Annotated in this window: 25 protein-coding genes; 15 read left to right on the plus strand and 10 right to left on the minus strand. The window is 64.9% G+C overall.

Translation table 11 applies throughout. The annotated features are described in order from the left end of the window. Window positions 1-18: 18 nt before the first annotated feature. A complete protein-coding gene (locus AC6UUM_RS10055; protein WP_500802140.1) occupies window positions 19-1,155 on the minus strand; it encodes an acyltransferase family protein in 1,137 nt (378 codons plus the stop codon). Window positions 1,156-1,298: 143 nt separating this feature from the next. Between AC6UUM_RS10055 and AC6UUM_RS10060 the strand changes: the two genes are divergently transcribed. The 4 genes from AC6UUM_RS10060 (at window position 1,299) to AC6UUM_RS10075 (ending at window position 4,013) form a co-directional block, all read left to right on the plus strand. Then, window positions 1,299-1,937, plus strand: a complete 639-nt coding sequence (locus tag AC6UUM_RS10060) for a glutathione S-transferase family protein (RefSeq protein ID WP_500802141.1) — start codon at window positions 1,299-1,301, stop codon at window positions 1,935-1,937. 332 nt (window positions 1,938-2,269) lie between these two features. Beyond that, complete coding sequence (locus tag AC6UUM_RS10065; protein WP_500802142.1) at window positions 2,270-3,448, plus strand: vWA domain-containing protein; 1,179 nt, start codon at window positions 2,270-2,272, stop codon at window positions 3,446-3,448. Window positions 3,449-3,529: 81 nt separating this feature from the next. Next, on the plus strand, window positions 3,530-3,769 hold the full coding sequence (locus AC6UUM_RS10070) for a DUF4160 domain-containing protein (protein ID WP_500802143.1): 240 nt from the start codon (window positions 3,530-3,532) through the stop codon (window positions 3,767-3,769). Next, the gene (locus AC6UUM_RS10075) at window positions 3,744-4,013 is read left to right on the plus strand and encodes a DUF2442 domain-containing protein (protein ID WP_500802144.1); all 270 of its coding nucleotides are present in this window, start codon (window positions 3,744-3,746) and stop codon (window positions 4,011-4,013) included. Before AC6UUM_RS10070 ends, AC6UUM_RS10075 begins: the two co-directional genes overlap by 26 nt. Before the next feature lie 30 nt (window positions 4,014-4,043). Here AC6UUM_RS10075 and AC6UUM_RS10080 read toward each other — a convergent pair whose 3' ends face one another. The 4 genes from AC6UUM_RS10080 to glpK form a co-directional block, all read right to left on the minus strand. After that, entirely contained in the window at window positions 4,044-6,164 is a 2,121-nt protein-coding gene (locus tag AC6UUM_RS10080; protein ID WP_500802145.1) for a PQQ-dependent dehydrogenase, methanol/ethanol family, read from the minus strand. 115 nt (window positions 6,165-6,279) lie between these two features. Next, on the minus strand, window positions 6,280-6,519 hold the full coding sequence (locus AC6UUM_RS10085) for a hypothetical protein (RefSeq protein ID WP_500802146.1): 240 nt from the start codon (window positions 6,517-6,519) through the stop codon (window positions 6,280-6,282). A gap of 135 nt (window positions 6,520-6,654) precedes the next feature. Beyond that, on the minus strand, window positions 6,655-6,834 hold the full coding sequence (locus AC6UUM_RS10090) for a hypothetical protein (RefSeq protein WP_500802147.1): 180 nt from the start codon (window positions 6,832-6,834) through the stop codon (window positions 6,655-6,657). Further along, the gene (glpK, locus tag AC6UUM_RS10095) at window positions 6,834-8,312 is read right to left on the minus strand and encodes a glycerol kinase GlpK (RefSeq protein WP_500802148.1); all 1,479 of its coding nucleotides are present in this window, start codon (window positions 8,310-8,312) and stop codon (window positions 6,834-6,836) included. The genes AC6UUM_RS10090 and glpK overlap by 1 nt, the downstream gene beginning before the upstream one ends. Before the next feature lie 42 nt (window positions 8,313-8,354). Here glpK and glpD point away from each other — a divergent pair, with 42 nt between their 5' ends. The 3 genes from glpD to AC6UUM_RS10110 all read left to right on the plus strand — a co-directional run bounded on the left by glpD (window position 8,355) and on the right by AC6UUM_RS10110 (window position 11,762). Next, complete coding sequence (glpD, locus tag AC6UUM_RS10100; RefSeq protein WP_500802149.1) at window positions 8,355-9,872, plus strand: glycerol-3-phosphate dehydrogenase; 1,518 nt, start codon at window positions 8,355-8,357, stop codon at window positions 9,870-9,872. A gap of 65 nt (window positions 9,873-9,937) precedes the next feature. Beyond that, window positions 9,938-10,327 carry a hypothetical protein gene (locus tag AC6UUM_RS10105; protein WP_500802150.1) on the plus strand — a complete coding sequence of 130 codons (390 nt, stop codon included), beginning with the start codon at window positions 9,938-9,940 and terminating at the stop codon, window positions 10,325-10,327. 346 nt (window positions 10,328-10,673) lie between these two features. Then, on the plus strand, window positions 10,674-11,762 hold the full coding sequence (locus tag AC6UUM_RS10110; protein WP_500802151.1) for a PAS domain-containing protein: 1,089 nt from the start codon (window positions 10,674-10,676) through the stop codon (window positions 11,760-11,762). A gap of 16 nt (window positions 11,763-11,778) precedes the next feature. Here the strand turns inward: AC6UUM_RS10110 and AC6UUM_RS10115 are convergent, their stop codons facing one another. Continuing rightward, the gene (locus AC6UUM_RS10115) at window positions 11,779-12,543 is read right to left on the minus strand and encodes a response regulator (RefSeq protein ID WP_500802152.1); all 765 of its coding nucleotides are present in this window, start codon (window positions 12,541-12,543) and stop codon (window positions 11,779-11,781) included. Window positions 12,544-12,646: 103 nt separating this feature from the next. Here AC6UUM_RS10115 and AC6UUM_RS10120 point away from each other — a divergent pair, with 103 nt between their 5' ends. Genes AC6UUM_RS10120 through AC6UUM_RS10130 form a run of 3 tightly spaced genes read left to right on the plus strand, consistent with a single transcriptional unit; the run spans window position 12,647 to window position 15,374 of the window. Beyond that, window positions 12,647-12,904: a NepR family anti-sigma factor gene (locus AC6UUM_RS10120; RefSeq protein ID WP_500802153.1), complete on the plus strand. Its 258-nt coding sequence runs from the start codon at window positions 12,647-12,649 to the stop codon at window positions 12,902-12,904. Beyond that, window positions 12,901-13,551, plus strand: coding sequence for a sigma-70 family RNA polymerase sigma factor (locus AC6UUM_RS10125; RefSeq protein ID WP_500802154.1), 651 nt, complete (start codon window positions 12,901-12,903; stop codon window positions 13,549-13,551). Before AC6UUM_RS10120 ends, AC6UUM_RS10125 begins: the two co-directional genes overlap by 4 nt. Continuing rightward, window positions 13,551-15,374: a sensor histidine kinase gene (locus AC6UUM_RS10130; RefSeq protein ID WP_500802155.1), complete on the plus strand. Its 1,824-nt coding sequence runs from the start codon at window positions 13,551-13,553 to the stop codon at window positions 15,372-15,374. Before AC6UUM_RS10125 ends, AC6UUM_RS10130 begins: the two co-directional genes overlap by 1 nt. Window positions 15,375-15,412: 38 nt before the next feature. Here the strand turns inward: AC6UUM_RS10130 and AC6UUM_RS10135 are convergent, their stop codons facing one another. Continuing rightward, window positions 15,413-16,399 carry a threonine ammonia-lyase gene (locus AC6UUM_RS10135; RefSeq protein ID WP_500802156.1) on the minus strand — a complete coding sequence of 329 codons (987 nt, stop codon included), beginning with the start codon at window positions 16,397-16,399 and terminating at the stop codon, window positions 15,413-15,415. Window positions 16,400-16,661: 262 nt separating this feature from the next. On the opposite strand from AC6UUM_RS10135, the gene AC6UUM_RS10140 reads away from it, so the two are divergent. The 3 genes from AC6UUM_RS10140 (at window position 16,662) to AC6UUM_RS10150 (ending at window position 19,717) form a co-directional block, all read left to right on the plus strand. Then, entirely contained in the window at window positions 16,662-17,864 is a 1,203-nt protein-coding gene (locus AC6UUM_RS10140) for a type III PLP-dependent enzyme (protein ID WP_500802157.1), read from the plus strand. A 115-nt stretch (window positions 17,865-17,979) separates the two neighbouring features. Beyond that, the gene (locus tag AC6UUM_RS10145) at window positions 17,980-19,062 is read left to right on the plus strand and encodes a 1,9-bis(guanidino)-5-aza-nonane synthase (protein WP_500802158.1); all 1,083 of its coding nucleotides are present in this window, start codon (window positions 17,980-17,982) and stop codon (window positions 19,060-19,062) included. Window positions 19,063-19,276: 214 nt separating this feature from the next. Further along, complete coding sequence (locus tag AC6UUM_RS10150) at window positions 19,277-19,717, plus strand: MAPEG family protein (RefSeq protein ID WP_500802159.1); 441 nt, start codon at window positions 19,277-19,279, stop codon at window positions 19,715-19,717. Between the two features lie 86 nt (window positions 19,718-19,803). On the opposite strand, the gene AC6UUM_RS10155 is transcribed toward AC6UUM_RS10150, so the two are convergent. The 3 genes from AC6UUM_RS10155 to AC6UUM_RS10165 are packed head-to-tail and all read right to left on the minus strand — an operon-like array spanning window position 19,804 to window position 23,010. After that, window positions 19,804-20,388 (minus strand): YdeI/OmpD-associated family protein, encoded by a 585-nt coding sequence (locus AC6UUM_RS10155; protein WP_500802160.1) that lies wholly within the window; start codon window positions 20,386-20,388, stop codon window positions 19,804-19,806. Window positions 20,389-20,410: 22 nt separating this feature from the next. Next, window positions 20,411-21,616 carry a class I SAM-dependent RNA methyltransferase gene (locus AC6UUM_RS10160; RefSeq protein WP_500802161.1) on the minus strand — a complete coding sequence of 402 codons (1,206 nt, stop codon included), beginning with the start codon at window positions 21,614-21,616 and terminating at the stop codon, window positions 20,411-20,413. After that, complete coding sequence (locus tag AC6UUM_RS10165; protein ID WP_500802162.1) at window positions 21,613-23,010, minus strand: NAD(P)H-hydrate dehydratase; 1,398 nt, start codon at window positions 23,008-23,010, stop codon at window positions 21,613-21,615. The genes AC6UUM_RS10160 and AC6UUM_RS10165 overlap by 4 nt, the downstream gene beginning before the upstream one ends. Before the next feature lie 100 nt (window positions 23,011-23,110). Here AC6UUM_RS10165 and AC6UUM_RS10170 point away from each other — a divergent pair, with 100 nt between their 5' ends. Beyond that, the gene (locus tag AC6UUM_RS10170; RefSeq protein WP_500802163.1) at window positions 23,111-23,455 is read left to right on the plus strand and encodes a hypothetical protein; all 345 of its coding nucleotides are present in this window, start codon (window positions 23,111-23,113) and stop codon (window positions 23,453-23,455) included. Beyond that, on the plus strand, window positions 23,452-24,585 hold the full coding sequence (locus AC6UUM_RS10175) for a glutathionylspermidine synthase family protein (RefSeq protein ID WP_500802164.1): 1,134 nt from the start codon (window positions 23,452-23,454) through the stop codon (window positions 24,583-24,585). Before AC6UUM_RS10170 ends, AC6UUM_RS10175 begins: the two co-directional genes overlap by 4 nt. The last annotated feature ends 3 nt before the right edge of the window (window positions 24,586-24,588 follow it).

Raw genomic sequence — 24,588 nt, forward strand, 5'->3', positions numbered from 1 at the left:
TGAAAGTTGGCGGCGCGCTCATCGCGGCTGCTTGAGGCGAGCCTCTTCAGCGACAATGCGCTGCCCGACCAGCGAAAATTTCTTGCGAAAACGCAGCAACGGTTTCTCGATCGTATGCCAGCTGAACATCGCCATCAACGTCACCGGGATGAATGCTGAAATCAGCAGAACATACCAACCCGAAAAACCAAACAACTGTTGCATGGCTTGCAGGATGGGAAAATGATAGAGATAGACGCCGTAGCTGTAGTCGCCGCGATCAAAAATCGGTACCTTGGGAAGGTTGACGAATCCGAGATAGAGCACGATGTAGACACAGGGTATTGCTGTTACCAAACCGAAAATCGGGCGGTTCCACCAGATGTCACCGTCCAGCATGAATGACGCAGCGGTAAGACCAGCTACAAAGACAAGGAAAATCCTGCTGTCGAACGGGATGCGATCGCGAACAAGGAAGAACACCGACCCGAGCAGAAAATACGGGATCAGCAACGACCCATGGAATACGAAAATAAAATTGAGTGACTTGTCCAGATCGGTGATGCCCGTAACAGGATCGAGCACATCATAGGCCACGCTGGCAATCAGCCAACCAAAAGCGATCAGTGCAGACAGACTGGCATAGCGGATCAGTTTAAAGCCCACCATCAATGACATCACGACGTAGCAGCCGATTTCCCACGGCACTGTCCACAATGAACCGTTCACAACATTCGCAAACGGGTTTGTTTCGAACACACCGGGCAGGATATATTGAATGCGGCCCACGATATTCAAAAAATAACGAAAGAAGCGAGGGTCAGTAAAATAGTCTGACAGGCTAAGTACAGTAAACAGTGGCCCCAGTACCAAGGCCGACAAGCCTATATCCACAGCCAACGCCGGCACGATCCTGAAACTGCGGTTCAGAATATACTCGCGAAGTGGCAATCGCAGGGCAGAACCGGTTACAAGAAAGCCCGATAAGGCAAAGAACATCGGCAAAATGGCATAGACGGCCACCCAGATATCCGAGTCGCTTCCGGCATCAGCATCACCATTGACCACTGATACGGTGTGCCAGGCCATCACGCCAACCGCCAAAGCGATGCGGACAAAATCGAAGCCTGGGCCAACGCCGCCAAATTCCTCCATCCTGCGGCCGAAACTTGCCATTTTACCCCCCAGTACGGCGCAAACCAGCGCCGCTGGGCTATAGCGTGTGGGCTGAAGGAATGTCCAGCAGCAGGAATACGGGCGATGGCCGATGCTGCTTGGCCGTGGCACAATCCCACCGCATGCAGCCAATGAGGCCATGGATGATCGCCATCATAAGTGTATTCGCCAATTCGCCCGATCGCGGTCGCGGCCTGGCGCGGGACATGGCGGTGCGCTGGGCGCTGGCCGAATGTGGGCTGGATTATCGGATCGACCCGCTGACCTTTGCTGATCTGAAGACGCCGGCGCACAAGGCGCGCCAGCCGTTCGGGCAGATCCCGACCTATGAGGATGATGGCCTGATCCTGTTTGAGTCGGGTGCCATCGTGCTGCATATCGCGCAGGCCCATGGCGCCTTGCTGCCGGCCGATCCGGGGCCACGGGCGCGGGCGATGGCCTGGATGTTTGCCGCCGTCAGCACGGTGGAACCGGTGATCGTCGAGCGCGAAACGGCGTTGCTGCTGGAAGGCGATCGCGACTGGACGGCGGCGCGTCTGCCGCTGCTCGACGCGCGCATCCTGCGCCGGCTCGATGATCTGGCGGCGTGGCTGGGCCCACGCGACTGGCTGGAAGGCGATTTCACCGCCGGCGACCTGATGATGATCTGTGTGCTGCGCCGGCTGGCCAGTTCGGGGCTGCTCGCCGATAGGCCGGTGCTGGCGGATTATGTGGCGCGCGGCGAAGCGCGGCCGGGGTTCGTCACCGCCTTTGCCGCGCAGCGGGCACTGTTCACCGGTTAGGGTCCAAACTCAATCAGGGATAGGGTCGGCATGGGCCGGAGCGGCGATATGGCCCAGAAGTCCCTTGGGCGCGGGCGCGCTGGCGGGGCTTCCCCCCCGGTGAGCGACCGCAACGACGCCATATCGCCGCTCCGGCCCACCCTTCGGGCGGTGTCAGGAAGCCCGATAGCGCGCTCGCTCGATTGCCGGGTAGCGCTGCTACCCGGCTGCACTCGCTCACTCCTATCGGGCTTCCTGATACCGTGACGACCCTATCCCTGATTGAGTTTGGACCCTAGGCCCTGTCAACAAAACGCACTGGCAGGCGGCGATTGACGTGTTAGATTTGCACCATGTTCCTGACCTTTCTCGAAGAGCTGCGCGCAGCGAAAATCAAGGCCTCCATGAAGGAGCATCTCGTGCTGCTGGAGGCGTTGAAAGGCGACGCCATCGATTTTTCGCTCACTGATTTCTATTATCTGGCCCGCGCGACCTATGTGAAGGACGAAGGCCTGCTTGATCGCTTCGACATGGTGTTTGCCAAGGTGTTCAAGGGGTTGGAGCCGAGCATCGAGACTGGTGAGACCGAAATTCCCGCCGAATGGCTGCGCGCGGTGGCCGAGCTCAATCTGTCCGCCGAAGAACTGGCCGAGCTCGAGAAAATGGGCTGGGACAAACTGATGGAGACTCTCCAGAAGCGGCTGGAGGAGCAGAAAAAGCGCCACGAAGGCGGCAACAAGTGGATCGGCACGGCGGGTAAATCGCCCTTCGGCGCCAATGGATCAAACCCGGAAGGCGTGCGCATCGGCCAGAATGAAGGCCGCAAGAACAGCGCCGTGAAGGTGTGGGACAAGCGCGAGTTCAAGAATCTCGATTCCACGGTCGAACTGGGCACGCGCAACATCAAGGTGGCGTTGCGCCGGCTGCGCCGCTTTGCCCGCGAGGGCGCCGCGGATGAGCTTGACCTGGATGCCACCATCAACGGCACCGCCAAGCAGGGCTGGCTGGATATCGTCATGCGCCCGGAACGCCACAATGCGGTGAAATTGCTGCTGATGCTCGATATCGGTGGTTCGATGGACCCGCATATCAAGTTGTGCGAAGAATTGTTCTCGGCCGCCAAATCCGAATTCAAGCATCTGGAATTCTTCTATTTCCACAATTGCCCCTATGAGGCGGTGTGGAAAGACAACAAGCGCCGCTGGTCCGAACGCACGCCGATGATGGAAATCCTGCACAAATTTCCGCATGATTACAAACTGGTGTTCGTGGGCGATGCCTCGATGAGCCCCTATGAAATCACTTATGCCGGCGGCAGCACCGAACATTGGAACGAGGAACCCGGCGAGGCCTGGCTACGGCGGATGACCGATGTGTATCAATCATCGGTGTGGTTGAACCCAATCCCGGAAAAACATTGGGAAAACGGCCAATCGATCCGCATGATCAAAGAGATCATGCACGACCGCATGTTCCCACTGACACTGGACGGCCTCGATCGCGGCATGCGGGAGTTGAGCCGGAAGAAGTGAGGCAAGTTAACAACTCCCATCAAATCGCACCCCTTGCCGGCTGGCGAGTGCAGCTATGTTGATTGGCGAAGGGAGTTTCCAGTGCCAACCATTCATCGCGAAGCCAACCGTCGCTATGTTATCTTCACCAACGACCATCCTCCGCCCCACGTGCATGTGAAAGCGCCAGATAGCGAATGCCGGGTTCGGATTGCCGACGCAGTGGTCATGGAGAACGCCGGGTTCACACAGCGTGAACTTCGCGATATTGTTGCAATCGTCCGCATGCATGCGGCGGCGTTCAGAGTGGTCTGGGATGGCATCTTTACCGAAGATCAATGACGTGCGGGCCGTAGCTGCTCGCTTTGACAATGATCATCTCATTGTCGATCTGGATGACGGTCGCGCCATCTGCACGCCGATCGCATGGTATCCCCGGTTGCGCCGCGCCACCGAATCCCAACGCAACAATTGGATCATCGATGGCGCTGCATGGGGCATCCACTGGCCAGATCTCGACGAAGACCTGAGCGTCGCCGGCATGCTGCGCGGCACGCCTGCCCCGAACTGGCAGCAGCCGGACTGACCCGGCCGAAGCCAGGCCAGCCCGTCTGCCTCATTTGCCCGCCGTCGTCGCCTCCCGCGCGGCCAGTTTCTTCGCCTGTTCACCCACATAGGCGCGCACCGCTTCCAGTTGTGCCGGCGTGTACCAGCGGCTGAACGCGACCATGCCATTGGCCTTCAACGCGCCATCATGCACCACGGCCTTCCAGGTCGCGGCGTCGGTGAGCACGGTGGAGCGCCGCAGATCGGGCAGGATGCCCGACGAATAGGCATCTGGGCCGTGGCAGAAGGCGCAGGTGCCGGCATAAATGGCGCCGCCTTCGGTCACCTGTGCCGGGGTAAACATGTCCTTGGGCGGGTTGGCCGCCGCAAACACCGGCTGCGTCGCGCGCGGCAACTGGCGCTTGCCGCCAAGCTTGAACACCAGCACGCGGCCATTGCGCACCTCACGCGGGTCTTCAAAGCCGCTGGTCAGTGGATAGGCACCGCCATAGCCGGCCATCACCGCCACATATTGTTCGCCCTTAACGGCATAGCTGACGGCGCCGGCGATGATCCCGGTCTGCGCGTCGAAGTTCCACAATTTGGCGCCGGTGCTGGCGTTGAAGGCCTGGAAGCCGCCATTGCCATTGCCCTGGAACACCAGATTGCCGGCGGTCGCCAGCGTGCCGCCATTCCACGGGCCATCATAGCCGACTTCCCACGCCGGCTTCTGGGCGACGGGATCCCAGGCGATGAGCCGGCCCTTCAGCGCGGACTTGATCGCCTTGAACTGCGCGCGATCATCGGGAACCCCGCCGGCGGCCAGGCTGATGCCGAGATTCCAGCCGCCTTCCTGGCGCTCGAAGCCGGCCTTGGCTTCATAGAATTGCGGGATTTCCTGCGCCGGCAGATAGACAAGGCCGGTGCGCGGGGAAAAGCTCATTGGCTGCCAGTTGTGTGCGCCCAGCGGTGACGGCATCACCAGCGCGCCGGCGGTGCGATAGCGCGCCTCCGGCACTTCGATCGGGCGGCCGGTCTTCAGGTCAACGCCCGTTGCCCAGGTCTGCGTGGCAAAGCTCTTGGCCGAGATGAGTTGGCCGCCCTGGCGGTCGATCACATAGAAAAAGCCGTTCTTCGGCGCCTGCATCAGCACCTTGCGCGGTTTGCCGTCGATCACCAGTGAAGACAGGATGATCGGCTGCGTGGCGGTATAATCCCAGGTCTCGCCCGGCGTGCCCTGATAATGCCAGAGATATTCGCCGGTATCGGGCTTCAGCGCCAGCACCGACGACAGGAAGAGGTTGTCGCCCTTACCTTCAGACCGGATCATGTGATTCCACGGGGAGCCATTGCCGACGCCGATATAAAGCTGATCAAGTTCGGCATCATAAACGATGGCGTCCCAGGCGGTGCCGCCGGCGCCGCCCTTCCAGTAATCGCCATACCAGGTCGGCGCCGCCTTGCCGGCCAGCACGCTGTCCGACACTTCGCCATCGGGGCCCTTGGCCGGATCGCCCGGCACCGTGAAGAAGCGCCATTTCTTCTTGCCGGTGGCGGCATCATAGGCGGTCACATAGCCGCGCACGCCGAGTTCGGCGCCGCCATTGCCGATGATCACCAGCCCCTTCACCACGCGCGGCGCGCCGGTCATGGTATAGGGCAGGCGCGTGTCGATGAAGGTCTGGCTCGACCATTTCACCTTGCCGGTATCGGCATCCAGCGCGATCAGCCGGCCATCCAGCGCCGCGACATAGACCATGCCGTTCCACACTGCGACGCCGCGATTGACCACATCGCAGCAGGCGCTGTGGCCGCGCGCCTTGTCCACCTGCGGATCGAAGCGCCACTTCACCCGGCCGGTGGCGGCATCCAGCGCCATCACCTTGGACCAGGCGGTGGTGGTGAACATGGTGCCATCAACGACGATCGGCGTGGCTTCCTGGCCGCGCGAAGTGTCGAGATCGACCGACCAGGCGAGGCCGAGCTGGCTGACATTGCCGGCATTGATCTGGCCGAGATCGGCAAAGCGCTGCTCAGCATAGCTGCCGCCGTGGGTCAGCCAGTTGCCTGGTTCACTGCGCGCGTTGGCGATCCGCTGCGCATCGACCGTGCCGGCACCGGTGCGCGGTCCTGCCCCGGTCAGCATCGATCCCGCCAGCAGCAGCGCTGCGACCTTGTAAGCCCGTCCCATGATCGTCTCCCCAACGTGTTTGGCGTGAGACTATGGCAGGTGGGGGACGATGCAAGCTGGATAAGGTCGCAGGGGGCGATTTCTGCCAGCCACAACCCCGTGCCGCCATCGGCGATCAGCGGCTGGGTGTGGTGCGCTCATCCGCCTGCGGCTGCGACTTGCCTTGCTGCGATGCGGCCTCGGTGGCGGGCGCCGACGCCACTTCCTGCCGGTGTTCGGCGGCTTTCGCCAGTTGCTGCGCCTGCGTGGCCTTGTGCTGCTGCAGGTACAGGATATCGGCATGGCGCTGGGCGAGCGCCGGGCCAGCGACGAGGGTGGCGGCCAGCGCCGTCAGGAACATCCGGGTCTTCAACATCACCTCCCTTGGCATCATTAACTTCCTGCAATGTATCGCTGGAAGTGATGATTTCAAGGATTCGAGCACTAAAAAGCCGTAATTCCGCCTCCCAAAGAGCACATCCAATCAAACAATGCGGATTTTTGGCTGGATTCAGCCCGGAATGGGCAGGCTGTTGATCCAGGCGTTGAACGCCACAACCGCGCCGGCCACCATCATCAGAATCGCTTTCGTGCGATTTGCGCCGGGCTGGGTGAGCAACCAGAAACCCCCGGCAATGAGCGCGAGAGCCGCCACCAGCGCCAGCCCGACGAGTGGCGTGACCGGACCCATCAGGCCAGCACCCGCTGCACCGCCGCTTGCCAGGCCGCGCGGCGGTCATCGCGGGCGGCGGCATCGATGGCCGGGTGGAAACGCCGATCGGCTGCGGCCATGGCGGCAGCGGCGGCCGGCAGATCGGCGAACAGCCCGGCACCGACCCCTGCCAGCATGGCCGCGCCCATCGCCGTGGTTTCGATGATGCGCGGGCGTTCGACCACCACGCCCAGGCTGTCGGCCAGATCCTGGCACAGCCAGTTGTTGGCCACCATGCCGCCATCGACGCGGAGCATCGCCGCCGGCACGCCATCTGCAGCCAGCGCATCAACCAGATCGGCGGTCTGCTGGCCCTGGGCTTCCAGCGCGGCCCGCACAATGTGAGCCCGCGTGGTGCCACCCGAAAGGCCGCAGATCACGCCGCGCGCATCCGGTTCCCAATAGGGCGCGCCCAGCCCGGCCAGCGCCGGCACGAAGCTTACACCACCATTATCGGGCACGCTTTGCGCCAGTGCCTCGCTCTCGGCGCTGGTGGCGACAAGCCCCAGTCCGTCACGCAGCCACTGGATCGCTGAACCCGCCACGAAGATGGCGCCTTCCAGCGCATAAGCCGGCTTGCCGTCCAGCCGCCACGCCACGGTGGCAAGCAGTCGATTGCGCGACACCGGCGGTTCGGCGCCGGCATGGGCGAGCAGGAAGCAGCCGGTGCCATAAGTGGCCTTGAGCATGCCCGGAGCGAGGCAAGCCTGGCCGATGGCGGCGGCCTGCTGGTCGCCAGCCGCGCCGGTGATCGGGATGGTGCGGCCCAGCAGCGTGGTTTCCGCCAGCGCCCCGGCGCAATCAACGATGGCCGGCAGCGCAGCGCGTGGCACGCCCAGCATGGCGATCAAGCCATCGTCCCATTCACAGGTCGCAAGGTCCATCAGAAGCGTGCGGCTGGCGTTGGTTGCGTCGGTCACATGCGTGGTGCCGCCCGACAGGTTCCAGATCAGCCAGCTTTCGACCGTGCCGACGGCCAGCCGGCCATCGCGCGCGGCGTCGGCCACCATCGGCCAGTTATCCAGCGCCCAACGGAACTTGGTGCCGGAAAAATAGGGATCAAGCAAAAGCCCGGTTTTGGCCTGTACCCGGGCTTCCAGCGTCGGATCGGCCGCCTTCAACCCGGCACAATAATCAGCAGTGCGGCGATCCTGCCAGACGATGGCACGGGCCAGCGGTTCGCCGGTGATGCGGTCCCAGAAACAGATGGTTTCGCGCTGGTTGGTGATGCCGATGGCGGCGATGCGTTCCTCGCCCACAGCAGCGGCCACCTCTTCCAGACAGGCGCGCGACAGGTCGCGGATCTCGGCCGGGTCATGCTCCACCCAACCGCTGGCCGGATAATGCTGGGTCATCGGCCGGCCTGCGCTGGCGACGATCTCGCCGGCCGCCGAGAAGGCGATGGCACGGGTGGAGGTGGTGCCCGCATCGAGCACAAGCAGAAGTTGGTCGTTCATGTCGCCTTTTCTATGGCGGCAAAGCCCGATAGGGAAGCGCTGATGACGATAGAAACGCTGTTCGATCTTGCCATCATAGGCGCCGGCATCAACGGCGCCGGCATTGCGCGTGACGCCAGCGGCCGCGGACTCAGCGTGGTGGTGCTTGATGCGGGCGATATCGGCGGCGCCACCTCGTCGGCGTCCACCAAGCTGATTCACGGCGGCCTGCGCTATCTGGAGCATTATGCCTTCGGCCTGGTGCGCAAGGCGCTGGCCGAACGCGAGGTGCTGCTCGATATCGCGCCGCACATCACCTGGCCGCAGGCGTTCGTGCTGCCGCATGCGCCCGGCATGCGCCCGGAATGGCTGCTGCGGCTGGGCACATTGATCTATGACAATCTCGCCCGCCGCGAAGTGGTGCCCGGATCGCAGCGCATCGATCTGCGCAGCGAGCGCGCCGGCCGTGCGCTCAGCTCCGATTATCGCACCGCCCTGCGCTATTGGGATGGCTGGGTCGATGATGCGCGGCTGGTGGTCGAAAATCTCAAGGATGCCGCGGCGCGCGGTGCCACCGTGCTGCCGCGCAATCCCGTGCAGCGTGCGACGCGCATGGATGGCGTGTGGCAGCTCAGCCTGGCGGATGGCCGCACGATCGCGGCCCGTCGGCTGATCAATGCCGCCGGGCCCTGGGCGGAAGATGTCGCGCGCCGGGTAATGGGCGTGAATGATGCGCCGCCGCTGCGGCTGGTGCAGGGCAGCCATATCATCACCCGCCGCGTGCATCTGGGCCGCGATGCCTTCATGCTGCAACAGCCCGATGGCCGCATCATCTTCATCATCCCTTACGAACGCGACTATTCGCTGATCGGCACCACCGAAGCCGATGTGGCCCGCCCCGAAGATGCCGCCGTGTCGGATGCGGAGGTCAACTATCTGCTCGGCGCTGCCAATCGCTATCTGGCGCGGCCGTTGACGCCTGATGATGTCGTGCACAAATATGTCGGGGTGCGCCCGCTGGTGCTGGAAAGCGGCAAGGCGACCAAGGAAACCACCCGCGATTACCGGCTGGTCGAGCATCCCGGCCTGGACGCGATGACCATCGTGGGCGGCAAGATCACCACTTATCGCGTGCTGGCCGAAGCCGTGATGGCCCGCATCGTGCCGCACTCCAAGCGCTGGACGGCCGATGCCCCCCTGCCCGGCGGTGCCATCGAACGGCGACGCGGCGAGAATGGCCAAGTGGCGTTTGCGCGCTGGCTGTCGCAATTGCAGGCCAACCAGCCGGACTATGATCCGAAATTGATCCGCCGCCTCGCCATGACCATCGGCGCGCCAACGGCCGAACTGTTGGCGCAGGGCCTGGGCCGCAACCTGGGCGGCGTGTTCGAAGCCGAGCTGGATTATTTCCGTCGTGCCGAATGGGCCACCAGCGCTGCCGACGTGTTGTGGCGTCGCACCAAGCTGGGCCTCCACCTCGATGCCCCGGCGCGCGCCGAAGTCGCCCTCTGGTTCGGCGAACAGCCCGACGATGGCGCGGACATTCCCGCCGGGCATCGGTTCGCGCGCCCTGTAGCGTAGCGGAACATTCGACCACGGCGGCAGTAGATGCGGTGGGGCCGCAGTGCGCGGCCAAAGGTGGCGACATGACCGATCCGATTCCCAAAGCCGAAGCCAATGATCTGCCGCCGTCGCCGCAACCGGTGCGCGACGAAACCATGTCGCGCTGGGGCGACGATGGCGGCACCGTGCCGTTGCCAGAGCATGCGGGCAAGGCGGCATCCCCCGATACGGCGCCCGAACGGGAAAATGCCGAACGGGTCCCGCTGCATGTACGGGTGATTGCACTGGAAAGCCTGCTGGTCGCGCTGCTGGCTGATGTCAGCGAAGGCCAATTGGCCAGGCTGCGCAAGATGGCGGCGCAGATCACGCCGCAGGCTGGGCTGACGCCGCACCCGCTCACCGCAGGTGCGGCAGCACAGATGGCATCGCTGCTGCACCGCGCCGAACATTGGGACCGTGGCACAGCGGCTTAGCTGCCCCCAGCCACTACGCGAACGCGCGGCGGATAAGTAGAATTGACAGCATGGCCGCGCCTGGCCGGGTAGTTCCCGCAAGCGCATTTCGCCCACGGCTGCGGTATGAAGATAGGGTCTGCAAAGACCAAACGCCGGAATGCAGCAATTGTTGCATCCCCAGCCGATAAATCAATCCTTCACCTTCATCATTTGCCTGGGATATCTGCTTGTGACCGAACCGTCCGTCAGTGTCCCGGCTTTGATCATGCCCATGGTTCGTGATGCGTGGCGTGCGCCCGCCTTGCAGCCAGCGGGAAACCCCGACTGTTGTTGTGGTGCGGACCATGGCCACGAGAACGGATTGGTGATCGCCCGGGATTTGAGCGCCTTCCCGGACCTGGCGTTGGCCGAAGCGGGTGCCGGGCTGGCGGCCATCGGCATCGGCGCGCCGTCCGCGTCTGGCGGTGACGGCCCTTCCCGCCATGGCCTCGCCGAGAATCTGGTGAATGCCCAGCCGCATCTGATCTGGACCACCGGCGCCGATGGCGAGACCGAATTTCGCAACGATCGCTGGCAGGATTTTGCCGGCGAAACCAGCGATTCAGCCCGCTGGACTGCCCTGTTGCATCCCGCCGAACAGGCCAGCGCCTGGGCGCGGTGGCAGCAGCATCTTGCCAGCGGCGATCCCTATGAGGCCGAGCATCGCCTGCGCCGGCATGACGGCGCCTATTGCTGGGCGCTGGCGCGAGCGGTCGCCGTGCGCGGCCGTGACGGCGCCATCGTGTGCTGGTGCGGCACCTTCACCGATATCCAGGCGCTCAAGGCCAACGAAACCCAGCTGGATTTTCTGGCCTGCGAGTTGACGCACCGGATCGGCAATATCTTTGCCGTGGTCGAAAGCATGTTGATGCTGTCGGCTCGCGGCCAACCCGAGGTCCAGGATTTCGCCGCCAGCGCCTGCGCGCGCATCCAGGCACTGGCGCAGGCCAATGCCTATATCCGCCCCCAGCATGGCACGGCTGCGGACGATGGCCGGGCCAGCCTGCATGGCCTGCTGGCCACATTGCTGGCCCCCTATCAGCCCGCCACGGCAGCACAGATGCCGCCGACCATCATCCTGTCGGGGCCGGATGTCGGCATCGGCACATCGGCCGCCACATTGCTGGCGCTGGTGATCCACGAACTGGCCACCAATGCCGCCAAATATGGCGCGCTGGCCCGGCCCGGCGGGCAGTTGAGCGTCGTCACCGACGTGAAGGATGGCATATTGCAACTGGTGTGGCGTGAGACCGGCGGCCCAGCGCTGTCAGGCCCGCCGACGCGGCGCGGGTTCGGAACGATCCTCACCGATCGCGCCTTGCGCCTACCGCTGGCGGCCAAGGTGGAGCGCATATGGGCCACATCGGGCCTGACCGTCACGATCAGCGTGCCGTGCGCCAATCTCGCCCACTGATCGGCGAACGGGGCGTTTACAGGCCGACCGCCTTGAAACTGCGGGACAGCAGCGCCTGGCCGATGGTGGCGACCACGGTTTCCACCTTGAACGGCTTGGTTACCAGATAGGTCGGTTCGGGGCGTTCACCGGTGAGCAGGCGTTCGGGATAGGCCGTGATGAACACCACCGGCACATCAAAACTTTGCAGGATGTCCCGCGCGGCTTCCAGGCCGGACGAGCCATCGGCCAACTGGATATCGGCGAGCACCAGTTCGGGATCGACCGCGTGGGCGCGGATCAGCGCGTCGGCATGTGTCATCGCCATGCCCGACACTTCGTGGCCCATATCCTCGACAATCTGTTCCAGATGCATGGCGATCATCGGTTCATCCTCGATGATCAGCACGCGCGACCGGATGGTTTCGAAGATCGCCGCCTTGGCCCCTTCGACGAGGGCGCCGATGTCGTCTGCCGGCAGGCCGAGGATCTGCGCGGCTTCTTCGGAAGTGAAGCCCTCAACCTCGATCAGCAGCAGCGCCTGCATGCCGCCTTTGGGCATATGATCGGGCCCGACCATGATGATATCCTGGGTCACGCTGTTGAACAGTTGGAACAGCGCCACCCGCGGCGGCAGGCCGGCCGCATAAGTGTCGGTGGCAGGGGCGGTCAGCAGGGTTTCCAGCGCCATCCTGACATGGGCGTCGCCGCTGCGCTGCGCGCCTGTCAGGGCGCGGGCATAGCGCCGCAGATGGGGCAGATGGGGTGCAAAATTCGCCCTGACCGATGATCCGTCCGCCACATGCCACTCCGTTTTCGATAGTCGTGCGGCAGCACAACGGCGTAGTCGGAAAATGGTTCCATGCCGGGAACCATCGCGCAGCGCGATTGTTGAAACCCCTATCATGCCCATGGACACCCAGCCAATGCCGCGAAAAGCGCCCCTTTCCGGACCCGCTCCGCTGCCGGCGCGCCGCGACCGGCGCCGCGCCAATGACCCGGTTTCGCTGGGCCTGCGCAAGTTGTGGGAAGAGGTGGAAAATGAACCGGTTCCCGATAGCTTTCTGGCGCTGCTCGATGCCATTGACACCGCCCGCAGCGCCAGCTCCGCACAAATCGACTCCCCACCAGGCGACGATCCCGGCAAGGGAGGCCCGTCATGAACGCGCCGGCACAATCGGCCATCGACAAGCCGACCCCGCGCGCCCTTTCGGCGGGCGATGAACGCCAGTTCCGCGCGGATCTGCTGGCGGTGGTCCCGTCGCTGCGGGCCTATGCGCGCAGCCTGTGCTACAATCGCGACCTTGCCGATGATCTGACGCAGGAAGCGCTTACCAAGGGCTGGGCGGCGCGCGCGTCCTATCTGCCGGGCAGCAATTTTCGCGGCTGGATGTTCCGCATCCTGCGCAATCATTATTTTTCCGTTACCAAGGTCTCGCGGCGCTTCGTCATGCTCGATACCGAAGTGATCGAACGCCTGCTGGTCACGCCGGCCACGCAGGAAGCCGGGCTCAACCTCGAAGATCTGCAGCGCGGCCTCGCCACCCTGCCCGCCGAACAGCGCGAAGCCTTGTTGCTGATGGAATCCGGCCTGCGCTGCGAAGACATTGCCGAGATCATGGTCACCCCTGTCGGCACGGTGAAAAGCCGCATCAGCCGCGGCCGTGCGGCCCTGCGCCTGTACATGGACGGCAACCCGCGCGCCCTGCCTGCGCCCGGCAAGCCGCATGCCAAGGCGCGCGCGTTGGTGATCAGCGCCGAAGCAGCCTCGATCGTGCCGGCAACGGGCCGCGTTGCAACCGCCGGGTGATGGTCCGATCGGACCATGAGGGGGGTGCGGGCCCAGCTGCTGACCTGGATGCTGCTACCATCGCCATCGGGCGGCAGACCGGGCGGCCGATGCCGCTGCTCGATTGGCTGACCCGGCGCAGTTCCATCCGCGGCATCCTGTTGGTCATCCTGCTGGTGTCGCTTTTGCCGATGATGGCCTTGTCAACCTGGCAGGGCTTTGCGCGGCTGGAGCGCGACCGGCAGGCCGAGCATCGCCATTTGCGCGAAACCGCCATGCTGATCAGCGCGTCGCAGCGTCAGGTCATCACCGGCGCGCAGAGCCTGTTGTCGGTGCTGGCAGCAGCGCCGGCCGTGCGATCACGCGAGCAGGTCCGCTGTGGCCCGGTGTTGAAGGCGGCCGCCACCAGCCAGCCGGCGTTCCGCAATTTTACCGTGACCGATTCTGCCGGCCGGGTCGCCTGTGCCAGCGATCCAGCCGCCATCGGCGTGCAGACCACCACCGATCCGCGGTTGTGGCAGCAATTGCACCGCCCCGGCTTTCTGGTGACGGCGCCGGTGTGGGGCAGCATATCGAAACGGATGGTGCTGCGCGCCATGCTGCCGCTGAACAGCGACGGCCGGTTTGATGGCGTCCTCATGGCGTCCATCGATCTCGATTGGCTGCGCCGCCTGTTGATCGAACATCATCCCACCAGCGACATCATCGTTGCGCTGGTCGACGGCAATGGCAAAGCGGTGGTGGCCAGCCGGCCCCTGCCGGCAAAGCGCCTTGTCGTGGCCCCGACGAACGGCGTCTCGGTCTTCCATGTCCGCGGCCAGGATGGCACCGATTGGTCTTATGCAGCGGCGCCGCTGCGACTGGAGACCAGCGGCGGCGAAGCCTTTCACATCGTCTATGCCAGGGCGCGGCCGCCGCGCTTTGGACGAGAATGGTGGTTCGTTGCCGGCTATTTCCTGCTGCCGCTGCTGGCGTTGATCCTGGCGTCCCTGGCGATCTGGGTGGGCGCCAATCGCGCCATCCTGGGCTGGGTGTCGCAACTGGGCGAACTGGCGCGGCAGATTGGCAGCAATCAACGGCTGGATGTGCAGCCGGGGCTGGGATTTGCCGACGCGCCGGCCGAAGTGCGCGATCTGGCTGCCGATCTGCTGCGCATGCGCGGCACGATTGCCGATCGTGAACAGCGCCTGCGCGGCGCCGCCGCCGCCCAGACCGAAGTGGCCAAGGAACTGCACCACCGCGTGCGCAACAATCTGCAGGTGATCGCCAGCTTCCTGAGCCTGCAAGCCGATGGCATCGTGGTAAGCGAAGCGCGCGGCGCGCTGGAGGAGGCCCGGCTGCGCGTCGCGGCCATGGCGATGGTCAACGGGCTGCTCTATGCCGATGCCGAAGTCACCACGGTGGCGATGGCCAGGTTGCTCGATCCGATCGTGGAGATGCTGGCCCGGCACACCGGGCTCGATGCAGTTGTGCGCGTGGACCGCAATGTGGTGCCACGGGTGGTCGATATCGATCGCGCCATCCCGCTGGTGCTGTGGCTGATCGAAGCCACCTTGTGCCTGTGTGAACGCGCCGACGTGACCTCACGCCCCAGAAATTTCGCCATCGCAATGGAAAATGAAGGCGAGGCGGGGTGCATCATCGTTACCATGCACGGCCTGATGCCGGATACGGGCCGCCCCAGCATGCACCGCCGGCTGGTGACGGCGATTGCGCTGCAACAGGGTGCCACCGCGCGCATCGATGATGTCGGCCCGACCTGGGGCAAGATCGTGCTGTGCCTGCCGGATGACCCTACCGCCGGCGCGGCTGAACATGACGTCGATCGGCCATCAATGGCCTGATGCCGCCATCACGCCTCCCGGTTTTGGCGCCGGCAGCTTCAGAGCGCGCCGGCCTCGGTGAGGCAATCGACCAGCACTGTCGCATCGATGTTGCCGCCCGACAGGATGGCGATCACCGTCTTGCCACGTACATCCACCCGCCCGGCCAGCAAGGCCGCCAGCGTGACCGCACCGCCGGGCTCCACGACCAGTTTCAGTTCGCGAAAGGCAAAGGCAACGGCCCGCGCCACGTCGGCTTCGCTCACAGCGACACCGGTGGCGCCGTGGTGGACCAGCGTGGCAAAGGTGATTTCTGCCATGCGCAGCGTCTGCAACGCATCGCAGCGCGTGGGGCCGGGGTCGCTGACGGGGATGATGTGGCCGGCGGCCAGGGATTGGCAGACATCGTCATAGCCTTGCGGTTCGACCACCACCAACGGCAATTGGCTGCCGGCGGCAAAGCCACCCGACAAGCCGCCGCCGCCGCAGCAGGTGAGCGCCAGATCGGCGGTTTCGCCCTTGGCGGCAAGATCCTGCACCGCTTCCAGCCCGGCAGTGCCCTGGCCGGCAATGATCAGCGGATCAGCGAACGGCGGCACGATCAGCGCGCCGCGGGCTTCGGCATGGCCGGCAGCGATGGTCTCGCGCGCTTCGGTCAGCCGGTCATAGAACACGACCTCGGCCCCATCGGCGCGGGTGCGCTCCACCTTCAGCTTTGGCGCGTCGGACGGCATGATGATCAGTGCCGGCATGCCGAGCAGCTTCGCCGCACGCGCCACGCCTTGTGCATGGTTGCCGGACGAATAGGCCACGACACCGCCGCGCCGGCCCTCGGGCGGTATCGCCAGCAGGCGATTCATCGCGCCGCGGAATTTGAAGCTGCCGGTCAATTGCAGATTCTCCGGCTTCAGCCACACCCGACCGCCGCAAACTGCATCCAGTGCCGGGAAATTCAGCAGCGGCGTGCGCACCGGCCAGCTGCCCAGCCGATTTGCCGCAGCCAGCACATCGGCATGAACAACGGGATTTGAGGCAAGCGAAGTCATTGAAATACGGCCCTTTCACAAAAATGTCATACGCTGGGCAAGCCCTTGAAAGGCCACATCAAAACCAGCTTTTTCACTGTAACAAAAATCTTCTTTACACCGGGGGCCATGTCTCATAGCTAGCACGTCGCTGCCCCATGGGACTTCCACCGCAAGGCAGCTTTGGTGTCAATGCCGGCGACCGGCCGAGAGGGTTCCGCAAGGGACCATCCCGACAAGCGCGCAGCATTGTCATACTTTGCCCACCCGGAGGTCCCTTGAGTTGCTCAAGCATCATATTGCGCTCGACGTAGCGCGCACCCTGCGTCCCACGCAGCCGGTCACCCTCGTCCGCCCGCATGCGGCGCGTCGTGCCGCCCGTTTCTTCCTCGAGAAGTTTCCGGGCACTTCGATGTATGCGGTCAAGGCGAATCCGTCTCCCGACCTGATCCGCACCCTGTGGGATGCGGGGCTGACGCATTATGACGTCGCTTCCATCGCCGAAGTGCGCCTGGTCCGCGAAGTCGCGCCCAACGCCACGCTTGGCTTCATGCACCCGATCAAGGCGCCGGAAGCCATTGCCGAGGCCTATCATCGCCACGGCGTGAAGGTGTTCAGCCTGGATTCGCTCGACGAGCTCGACAAGATCGTTGCCGCCACCGCCACCAACGGCATTGCTGCGACCGATCTGACGCTGTGTGTCCGGCTGCGGGTCTCGTCCTCGCACTCCAAGCTCAGCCTGGCGTCCAAGTTCGGCCTGCATGCTGATGAGGCGGCGCCGGTGCTGATGGCCGCCCGCCAGGTCGCGGACGCGCTCGGCATCTGCTTTCATGTCGGCAGCCAGGCGATGAGCCCGCAGGCCTATGGCGATGCCATGGCGCAGGTGCGCGCGGCGATCGTCGCGGCCGGCGTCACCGTCGATATCGTCGATGTCGGTGGCGGCTTTCCGTCCATCTATCCCGGCATGGCACCGGCGCGGCTGGAGGCCTATTTCGAGGTGATCCACCGCGCCTTCGAAGCGCTGCCGATTTCCTATTCGGCCGAGCTGTGGTGCGAACCCGGCCGGGCGCTGAGCGCGGAATATGCATCGGTGCTGGTGCGGGTGGAAGCGCGCAAGGACGATGTGCTCTACATCAACGACGGCGCCTATGGCGCGTTGTTCGATGCCGCGCATGTCGATTGGCGCTTTCCGGTGCAGCTGGTGCGCGACACGCCCAGCCGCGCCCGCGACATGGATTTCAGCTTCTGGGGCCCAACCTGCGACGACATGGATTACATGCGCGGGCCCTTTGCGCTGCCGGCGGACATCAAGGCGGGTGACTATATCGAAGTTGGCATGCTGGGTGCCTATGGCCAGGCGATGCGCACCGGCTTCAACGGCTTCACCGCCGGCGAAACAGTGATCATGTCCGACGAGCCGATGGACACGCTCTATGCTGTCACGGAAGAGTCGCCGGACAAGGTTATCCAGCTGCGCAGCAAGTGAATATGTGCCCCCGCCATGGCGGGGGCACCCTCCCCGCTCGGCGCCGGACTCCCCCGGCCGCGGGCGGCGTTTCCGTAAGGAGCGCCGGGCCATCGACATATCAGGGAGAATCTCCATGACCACCCAGGATCTCAACGCCGTCGTCACCGAACTCAGCCCCGCCGAGCGTCAGCGCAAGGCCGAGCTGCTGTCCACCCTGGTCGAGCATATCGACATCAAGAGCTTCGACGCTCGCCCGATCATCGACGGCATGGCCAAGATGAGCTTCACCAGCCGCGATCTGGCCCGCGCCACCGCCATCTACAACCAGATGCTGGCCGATCCCGATTGCACCATCTTCCTGGTCATCGCCGGTTCGACCAGCGCCGGCGGCTGCATGGATCTCTATGCCGAGCTGCTGAAGAACAACATGATCGACGGCATCGTCGCCACCGGCGCCTCGATTGTGGACATGGATTTCTTCGAAGGCCTGGGCCACAAACATTACCAGGCGCTGGAAGTGCCGGATGACGATACGCTGCGCTCGCTGCTGATCGATCGCATCTATGATACCTATATCGACGAGGAAGCGCTGCAGGATTGCGACCACACCATCTACGAGATCGCCAATTCGCTGGAACCGCGCGGCTATTCCAGCCGGGCCTTCATCCGCGAGATGGGCAAATATCTCGTCGAACATGGCAAGAAGGACAACAGCCTCGTCAAGCTCGCTTATGAGCATGACGTGCCGATCTTCTGCCCGGCCTTTGTCGATAGCTCGGCCGGCTTCGGCCTCGTCAAGCACCAGGTGGAGCGCGCCAAGGCCGGCCAGCCCTACATGATGCTCGATGCCATCGCCGATTTCCGTGAATTGACCGACATCAAGATCAAGGCCGGCACCACAGGCCTGCTGATGATCGGCGGCGGCGTGCCGAAGAACTTCATCCAGGACACGGTGGTTTGCGCCGAAATCCTCGGTCACCACGATGTGGAAGTGCACAAATATGCCGTGCAGATCACCGTCGCCGATGTGCGCGACGGCGCCTGTTCGTCCTCGACGCTGCAGGAAGCAGCGAGCTGGGGCAAGGTCAACACCGGCATCGAGCAGATGGTGTTCGCCGAAGCCGGCAGCGTGATGCCGCTGCTGGCCAGCGACGCCTACCACCGCGGCCACTGGCAAACCCGCGCCAAGCGCGCGTGGGGGAAGTTGTTCGCGTAAGAAACTCACCTCTCCCCTCCGGGGACAGGTCGAGAGACGGCGCAGTCGGCCCGGGAGAGGGGGGTAGGGCCCTCAGCGCAACGGTGAAGACCCCTCTCCCGCCGCGCTCCGCGCGAGTCGACCTTTCCCCGGCGGGGAGAGGTGATGCGCATGATTTGACAAACCCCCGCCAAACGAAAATACCCTCCCTGCCACAAACGGGGAGGGTTTTTTCATGTCACAATCCATCTTGCTGCCGATGCTGGCCCTCGCCGCCTGGACGATGATCGTCTGGGTCTGGATGTACGCCACCCGCCTGCCCGCCATGAGCCGCGCCAAGATCGACGGCACCAAGCTGGTCGGCTCCACCGGCAAGAGCCTGCGCGATGATCTTGTCGCCGCCGGGGAAGTGCGCGCCAGCTGGGTGGCCGACAATTACAACCATCTGATGGAACAGCCGACCATCTTCTACGCCGTCACGCTGGCACTGGCGGTGCTGGGCGAAGGCGGCAGCCTCGCCGTCAATCTCGCCTGGGCCTATACCAGCCTGCGCATCGCCCACAGCCTGGTGCAGATATTGTCCAACCGCGTCCTCATCCGCTTTGCGTTGTTTGCCAGCGCCAGCCTGTGCCTGATCGGGCTGGTGGGCATCGCGCTGAGCGTTGCCACGGCATGAGCCACCCCCTCCGTCGCTCTGCGGGCGCCACCTCCCCATAGGAGGTGTCGAGCGAAGCGAGGCGGAGGGGGAAGCGCTCGACGCTATCAGCAGCTCTCGTATTTCCAGTTGAGCCGCTTGCCCTCGGCGGCCTGTGCCGCGGTGGTTTCGATACGGCGGCTGCGGGTTGCCGGCTGCTTGGCGCTGATCACCCACTCGACATATTCGCGCCGTGCGCCGGGCGGGAATTGGTCGAAATGGGCCTGCGCCCCGGCATTGGCCGCAAGTGCCGCCGCCAGATCATCCGGCATGGCCAATTCGGCTTTGGCCGTTCGTCTGGGCGAGCGCGTCGGTTTGCCCGCGACGGCCAGCGCTGCGGCGGCCTGCAGCCGGGCGATCAACACGGGGTCCTCCGGCAGATCGGTCAGGCTGGTCAGCTTGCCGACATTGCCCATCGCCTCGCCGCCGCCCATCGGGGTGCCATCGAAAATGCCCACCCCGGCATGCGCCTTGAACGACGCCATCATGGCCAGATCTCGCCCCGCCAGGGTGAAGAACGGCATGCTCCATTTCACCGCCTCCTGCGCATCGGGCACCACCGCCAGCACGAGCGCCCGCATATGGTGCAAAATCGGCTGCGCAAAGGGTTGCGCGCGATCGATATAGGCGGTGACCTGGTCATCCTGTGGCATGGCTGTTCTCCCCCGCGCCAGCCTAACCCCGTTCGAAGCGCGCCACCAGTTCAACATGGCTGGACCAGCGGAACTGCGCCACCGGCCAAAGTTCGGCAAGCGTATAGCCGCCTTCGACCAAGATCTTCGCATCACGCCCGAAGGTGTTGGGATTGCACGACACGGCAACGACAACCGGCACCGTGGAAGCGGCCAGCGCCCGCACCTGCGCCTCCGCGCCGGCACGCGGCGGATCGAACACCACCGCGTCGAGCCCGGCCAATTCCTTCCCCATCAGGGGCCGGCGGAACAGATCGCGGTGCTGCACCTCCACCCGGCGACCGGCGCGGCGGGCCGCAACACCCAGCGCCATCACCGCCGGCCCGGCCGCATCCACCGCCAGAACAATTGCCTGCCGAGACAAGGGCAAGGCGAAGGTGCCCAGCCCGCAGAACAGATCGGCCACCCTGGCTGCATCGCCCACCGCCGCCAGCACCGCCGCCACCAGCGCCGCCTCGCCTTCGCGGGTCGCCTGCAGGAACGGCGCCACCGGCAGCGGCACTGCGACACCGCCCATCATCAAGGTCGGCTGGCGGCGCTCGACCAGCGTGTCGATGCCGCCCGGCCCCTCGATGCTCAACCGCGCCAGATCATGCACCGCTGCAAAGTCTGTCAGCGCCTCGATCGCCGCCAGTCCTTCGGCCGACACATTGGCGAGCAACAGATCGACGCCATCATCGCTCAGAGTCATGGCGATGCCCGCCCCCTGCCCGTCCTTCAGCCGCACCTTCAGCAGCGTTCGCAACGGCGGCAGCAGCGCCATCAGGTCCGGCGCCAGCAGCGGGCAATCGGCGATATCGACCAGCGCATGGGTGCCCTCGCTGTGAAAGCCCAGGCTGAGCCGGCCACTGCGTTTCAGCGCCTTCAGGCTGGCGCGGCGGCGGCTGCGCGGCGGTGACAAGGCAACCGCATGCGTCTGCGCCGGCAGCCCGGCCGGCAGCACGCGCAACAACCGATCCATGACGAAATCCACATAGGCCGCATCATCCAGGTGCTGCAACTGGCAGCCACCGCAGGCCGGATAATGGGCACAGGCGGCCTCGGCATGGTGCGGGCCGGCAATGATGCGCGGCGGATCGAAACTGAAATCCACGCTGTCGCCAATCGCCGCCAGCGGCACGAACCGGCCATCCCTGGTGATGCCATCACCGCGCGCCGCCAGCCGCACGATCTTCTGAAGATCGCTCACAGGCTGGACAGCACCGCCGGCAGGCTGGCGACCAGATCATCGGCAATGCCGCCGGGGCCGAGCCGACGCCCGGCTTCGCCATGCAACCAGGCCGCCGCGCAGGCTGCTTCGAACAACGGATGGCCCTGCGCCAGCAACGCAGCGATCATGCCGGCCAGCACATCGCCCGATCCGGCAGTGGCCAGCCACGGCGCGGCATGCGCGTTGATGGCGGCGCGGCCATCGGGCGCGGCGATGATGGTGGCGCGGCCCTTCAACAACACCACCGTGCCGGTCTTCACCGCTGCGGCTTGCACTGCCCCCAGCCGGTCGCTGCCTGGCGGGCCGAACAATTGCGCAAATTCTCCATCATGCGGGGTCAAGACCGCCGGCATCCCAAGCGTGGACGCATTGAGCAAGCGCAACGCCCCGGCATCAATCACCGTCGGGCGAGCCGCCCATTGCAATCGGCGAAGCCAACCGCGCGCGCGCGCATCGGCCTCCATGCCCGGCCCGATCACTACGGCGCCCATCCGAGGATCAGCCAGCAGCGCGGCAGCCTCGTCATCACTGCGCCGCATCAGCGCCAGCGCCGGCATCGGGCCAGCATCGTCGCTGGCCAACGTCACCAATCCGGCCCCGCAGCGCAGCGCCGCCAGCCCGGTGAGGCCGGACGCGCCGCCATGGCCGTTGGTGCCTTCCACCATCATCACCCAGCCGCGGGCATATTTGTGGGTATCGGCCGCCGGCCCCACCAGGCGTGGTGGTGCAGTCAGACGCAGCGTGCTGTCCAGCGGCACGCCGATATCGATCACCGCCAATCGCCCCGTCACTGATGCGCCGTCGCCCAACACATGGCCGGGCTTGGCGGCACCGAAGGCCACGGTGAGTTCCGCCGCCAGTGGCCGGCCCAGCAATTCGCCGGTATCGGCATCGAGGCCCGACGCGATGTCGATGGCCACCACGCGGCCCACGCCGCGCAACCGATCGATCACGGCCTGCAAATCGTCTGGCAAGGGCCGCGTCAGCCCGATGCCGAACAGCGCATCGATGATAAGCGGCGCCGCCGGCGCATCGGCCAGCGCCACTACGGCGCCGCCCTGATCGCGCCAGCGGTGCGCCATGGTGGCGGCCGGCTCGGAGATCGGCAGCACGTCGGCCGCCACGGTCACCGCCACGCCGGCCGCGCTGAGCAATACGGCAATACCATAGCCGTCGCCGCCATTGTTGCCCGGCCCGCACAAGATCGTTGCCCGCCGCGCCGGGGCATAGGCCAGGATCGCCCGCGCCGCCCCCGCCGCCGCCCGCTCCATCAGGGTCAGCGCGCTGGTGCCGGCCGCAATCGCTGCCGCTTCGGCCGCCCGCATGGCCGAGGCGGCCAGCAACGGCTGCCCAGAATCGAAAATGAACATCATACCCTTGTCACAAACCACAGGCCGGCAAACAAGGGCGCATCGCTCAATCGTTGCACGAAATGCCGTTTCGGCCCGGCGTTGACCACAGTATAACGCCCGGATGCGCCGCTTTTCCCGCCGTGCCGGCCACTTGCCGGTCTTGCCGATCGTCTCCCTGGTGTCTGCTGGCTTTCTCGCCAGCTGCACCCCGGATTTTGATGATGGCAACACCCGCGTGTGCCGCAACGTCAATGGCTTGCGCGACACTGATGCGTATTGCGAGCGCAGTGGCGGTGCCGGTGGTGGCGGATTTGTCTATTTGCCCGGTGGCCGCACGGTGCCAGCGATTGGCCAGGCGGTGGGCGAATATCGACTGCAGCCCGGCAATGGCGTGGTGCGGGCTGCCGATGGCCGCATCGTGCGCGGCGGGCTCGGCATGTCGGCGCGCAGCAGCGCCTCCTCATGAAGCGCATCGATATGGTGCCGCGCGCCGGCTGGCAGGATGCGGTCGAGCGGTTGGGGTTGGTGTGGCACAGTCAGGCCGATGGCACGCCCTATTGGGACGAAAGCGCTGCCTGGGTGTTCACGTCCGACCAGATCGCAACGCTGGAGGCCGCCACCCACGAACTGCACCGGCTGTATTTCGCCGCCGGCCAGCATGTCATCGACGCCGGCCGGCTGGGCGAGCTTGGCATCCCGCGCGTCTGCCACCAGGCCATCATCGAGGCGTGGGACCATGAACCGCGCGCGCTCAACCACGGCCGCTTCGATCTGGGCTGGACCGGCGAAGGCCCGCCCAAATTGTTCGAATATAACGCTGATACGCCCACCGGCCTGCTGGAAGCCGCGGTGATCCAGTGGGACTGGAAGGAGGCGCAATTCCCCGATCACGACCAATATAACGCCATCCACGATGCGCTGGTGGCGCGTTGGCGCGAGATCGCCCCGCCAGGCACTGCCAAGCTGCACCTCGCCGCCGCCCGCGAGGCCAGCGGCGAGGATGCGGTGACCATCGCCTATCATGCCGATTGCGCCGCAGAGGCCGGTATCGACACCGTGCTGATCGATATCGAGGATCTGGGCTGGCACCCGGATTGGCGCTGCTTTGTCGATCTGGATGGCCAGCCGATCAACGCCCTGGCAAAGCTCTATCCGTGGGAATGGCTGATGGCCGACCATTTCGCACCGCAAGTGCTGGACAGCCTGTCGGCGACGCTGTGGATGGAACCGATCTGGAAAATGCTGTGGTCGAACAAGGCAATGCTCGCCATCCTTTGGGAATTGTTCCCCGGCCACCCCAATCTGCTGGAAACCCGCCGGCAGCCCTTGCAGGGCGCGCAGGTGCAGAAACCCATCCTCGGCCGCGAAGGCGCCAACATCCGCATCATCGGCACCGAAGCAGCCGAAACCGGCGGGCCCTATGATGATTCGGGCCATGTCTGGCAGGCGCATTATGGGCTCCCTGGCCGGGGCAACCAGCGCCCGGTAATCGGCAGTTGGACCGTGGATGGCGCGGCGGTGGGCATCGGCATCCGCGAAGATGGCCCGATCACCGGCAACACCGCGCGCTTCGTGCCGCACCTGATCATGGATTGATTG

Source organism: Sandarakinorhabdus sp. (assembly GCF_987265915.1).

Coding starts and splice junctions, on each gene's coding strand:
- AC6UUM_RS10065 (WP_500802142.1), top strand. CDS start 2,270: ATGTTCCTGACCTTTCTCGAAGAGCTGCGCGCAGCGAAAATCAAGGCC.
- AC6UUM_RS10135 (WP_500802156.1), bottom strand. CDS start 16,399: ATGACTTCGCTTGCCTCAAATCCCGTTGTTCATGCCGATGTGCTGGCT.
- glpD (WP_500802149.1), top strand. CDS start 8,355: ATGACGATAGAAACGCTGTTCGATCTTGCCATCATAGGCGCCGGCATC.
- AC6UUM_RS10155 (WP_500802160.1), bottom strand. CDS start 20,388: ATGCCACAGGATGACCAGGTCACCGCCTATATCGATCGCGCGCAACCC.
- AC6UUM_RS10090 (WP_500802147.1), bottom strand. CDS start 6,834: ATGGGTCCGGTCACGCCACTCGTCGGGCTGGCGCTGGTGGCGGCTCTC.
- AC6UUM_RS10175 (WP_500802164.1), top strand. CDS start 23,452: ATGAAGCGCATCGATATGGTGCCGCGCGCCGGCTGGCAGGATGCGGTC.
- AC6UUM_RS10125 (WP_500802154.1), top strand. CDS start 12,901: ATGAACGCGCCGGCACAATCGGCCATCGACAAGCCGACCCCGCGCGCC.
- AC6UUM_RS10055 (WP_500802140.1), bottom strand. CDS start 1,155: ATGGCAAGTTTCGGCCGCAGGATGGAGGAATTTGGCGGCGTTGGCCCA.
- AC6UUM_RS10105 (WP_500802150.1), top strand. CDS start 9,938: ATGACCGATCCGATTCCCAAAGCCGAAGCCAATGATCTGCCGCCGTCG.
- glpK (WP_500802148.1), bottom strand. CDS start 8,312: ATGAACGACCAACTTCTGCTTGTGCTCGATGCGGGCACCACCTCCACC.
- AC6UUM_RS10080 (WP_500802145.1), bottom strand. CDS start 6,164: ATGGGACGGGCTTACAAGGTCGCAGCGCTGCTGCTGGCGGGATCGATG.
- AC6UUM_RS10170 (WP_500802163.1), top strand. CDS start 23,111: ATGCGCCGCTTTTCCCGCCGTGCCGGCCACTTGCCGGTCTTGCCGATC.
- AC6UUM_RS10085 (WP_500802146.1), bottom strand. CDS start 6,519: ATGTTGAAGACCCGGATGTTCCTGACGGCGCTGGCCGCCACCCTCGTC.
- AC6UUM_RS10120 (WP_500802153.1), top strand. CDS start 12,647: ATGCCCATGGACACCCAGCCAATGCCGCGAAAAGCGCCCCTTTCCGGA.
- AC6UUM_RS10150 (WP_500802159.1), top strand. CDS start 19,277: ATGTCACAATCCATCTTGCTGCCGATGCTGGCCCTCGCCGCCTGGACG.
- AC6UUM_RS10130 (WP_500802155.1), top strand. CDS start 13,551: ATGGTCCGATCGGACCATGAGGGGGGTGCGGGCCCAGCTGCTGACCTG.
- AC6UUM_RS10075 (WP_500802144.1), top strand. CDS start 3,744: ATGGCATCTTTACCGAAGATCAATGACGTGCGGGCCGTAGCTGCTCGC.
- AC6UUM_RS10060 (WP_500802141.1), top strand. CDS start 1,299: ATGATCGCCATCATAAGTGTATTCGCCAATTCGCCCGATCGCGGTCGC.
- AC6UUM_RS10165 (WP_500802162.1), bottom strand. CDS start 23,010: ATGATGTTCATTTTCGATTCTGGGCAGCCGTTGCTGGCCGCCTCGGCC.
- AC6UUM_RS10145 (WP_500802158.1), top strand. CDS start 17,980: ATGACCACCCAGGATCTCAACGCCGTCGTCACCGAACTCAGCCCCGCC.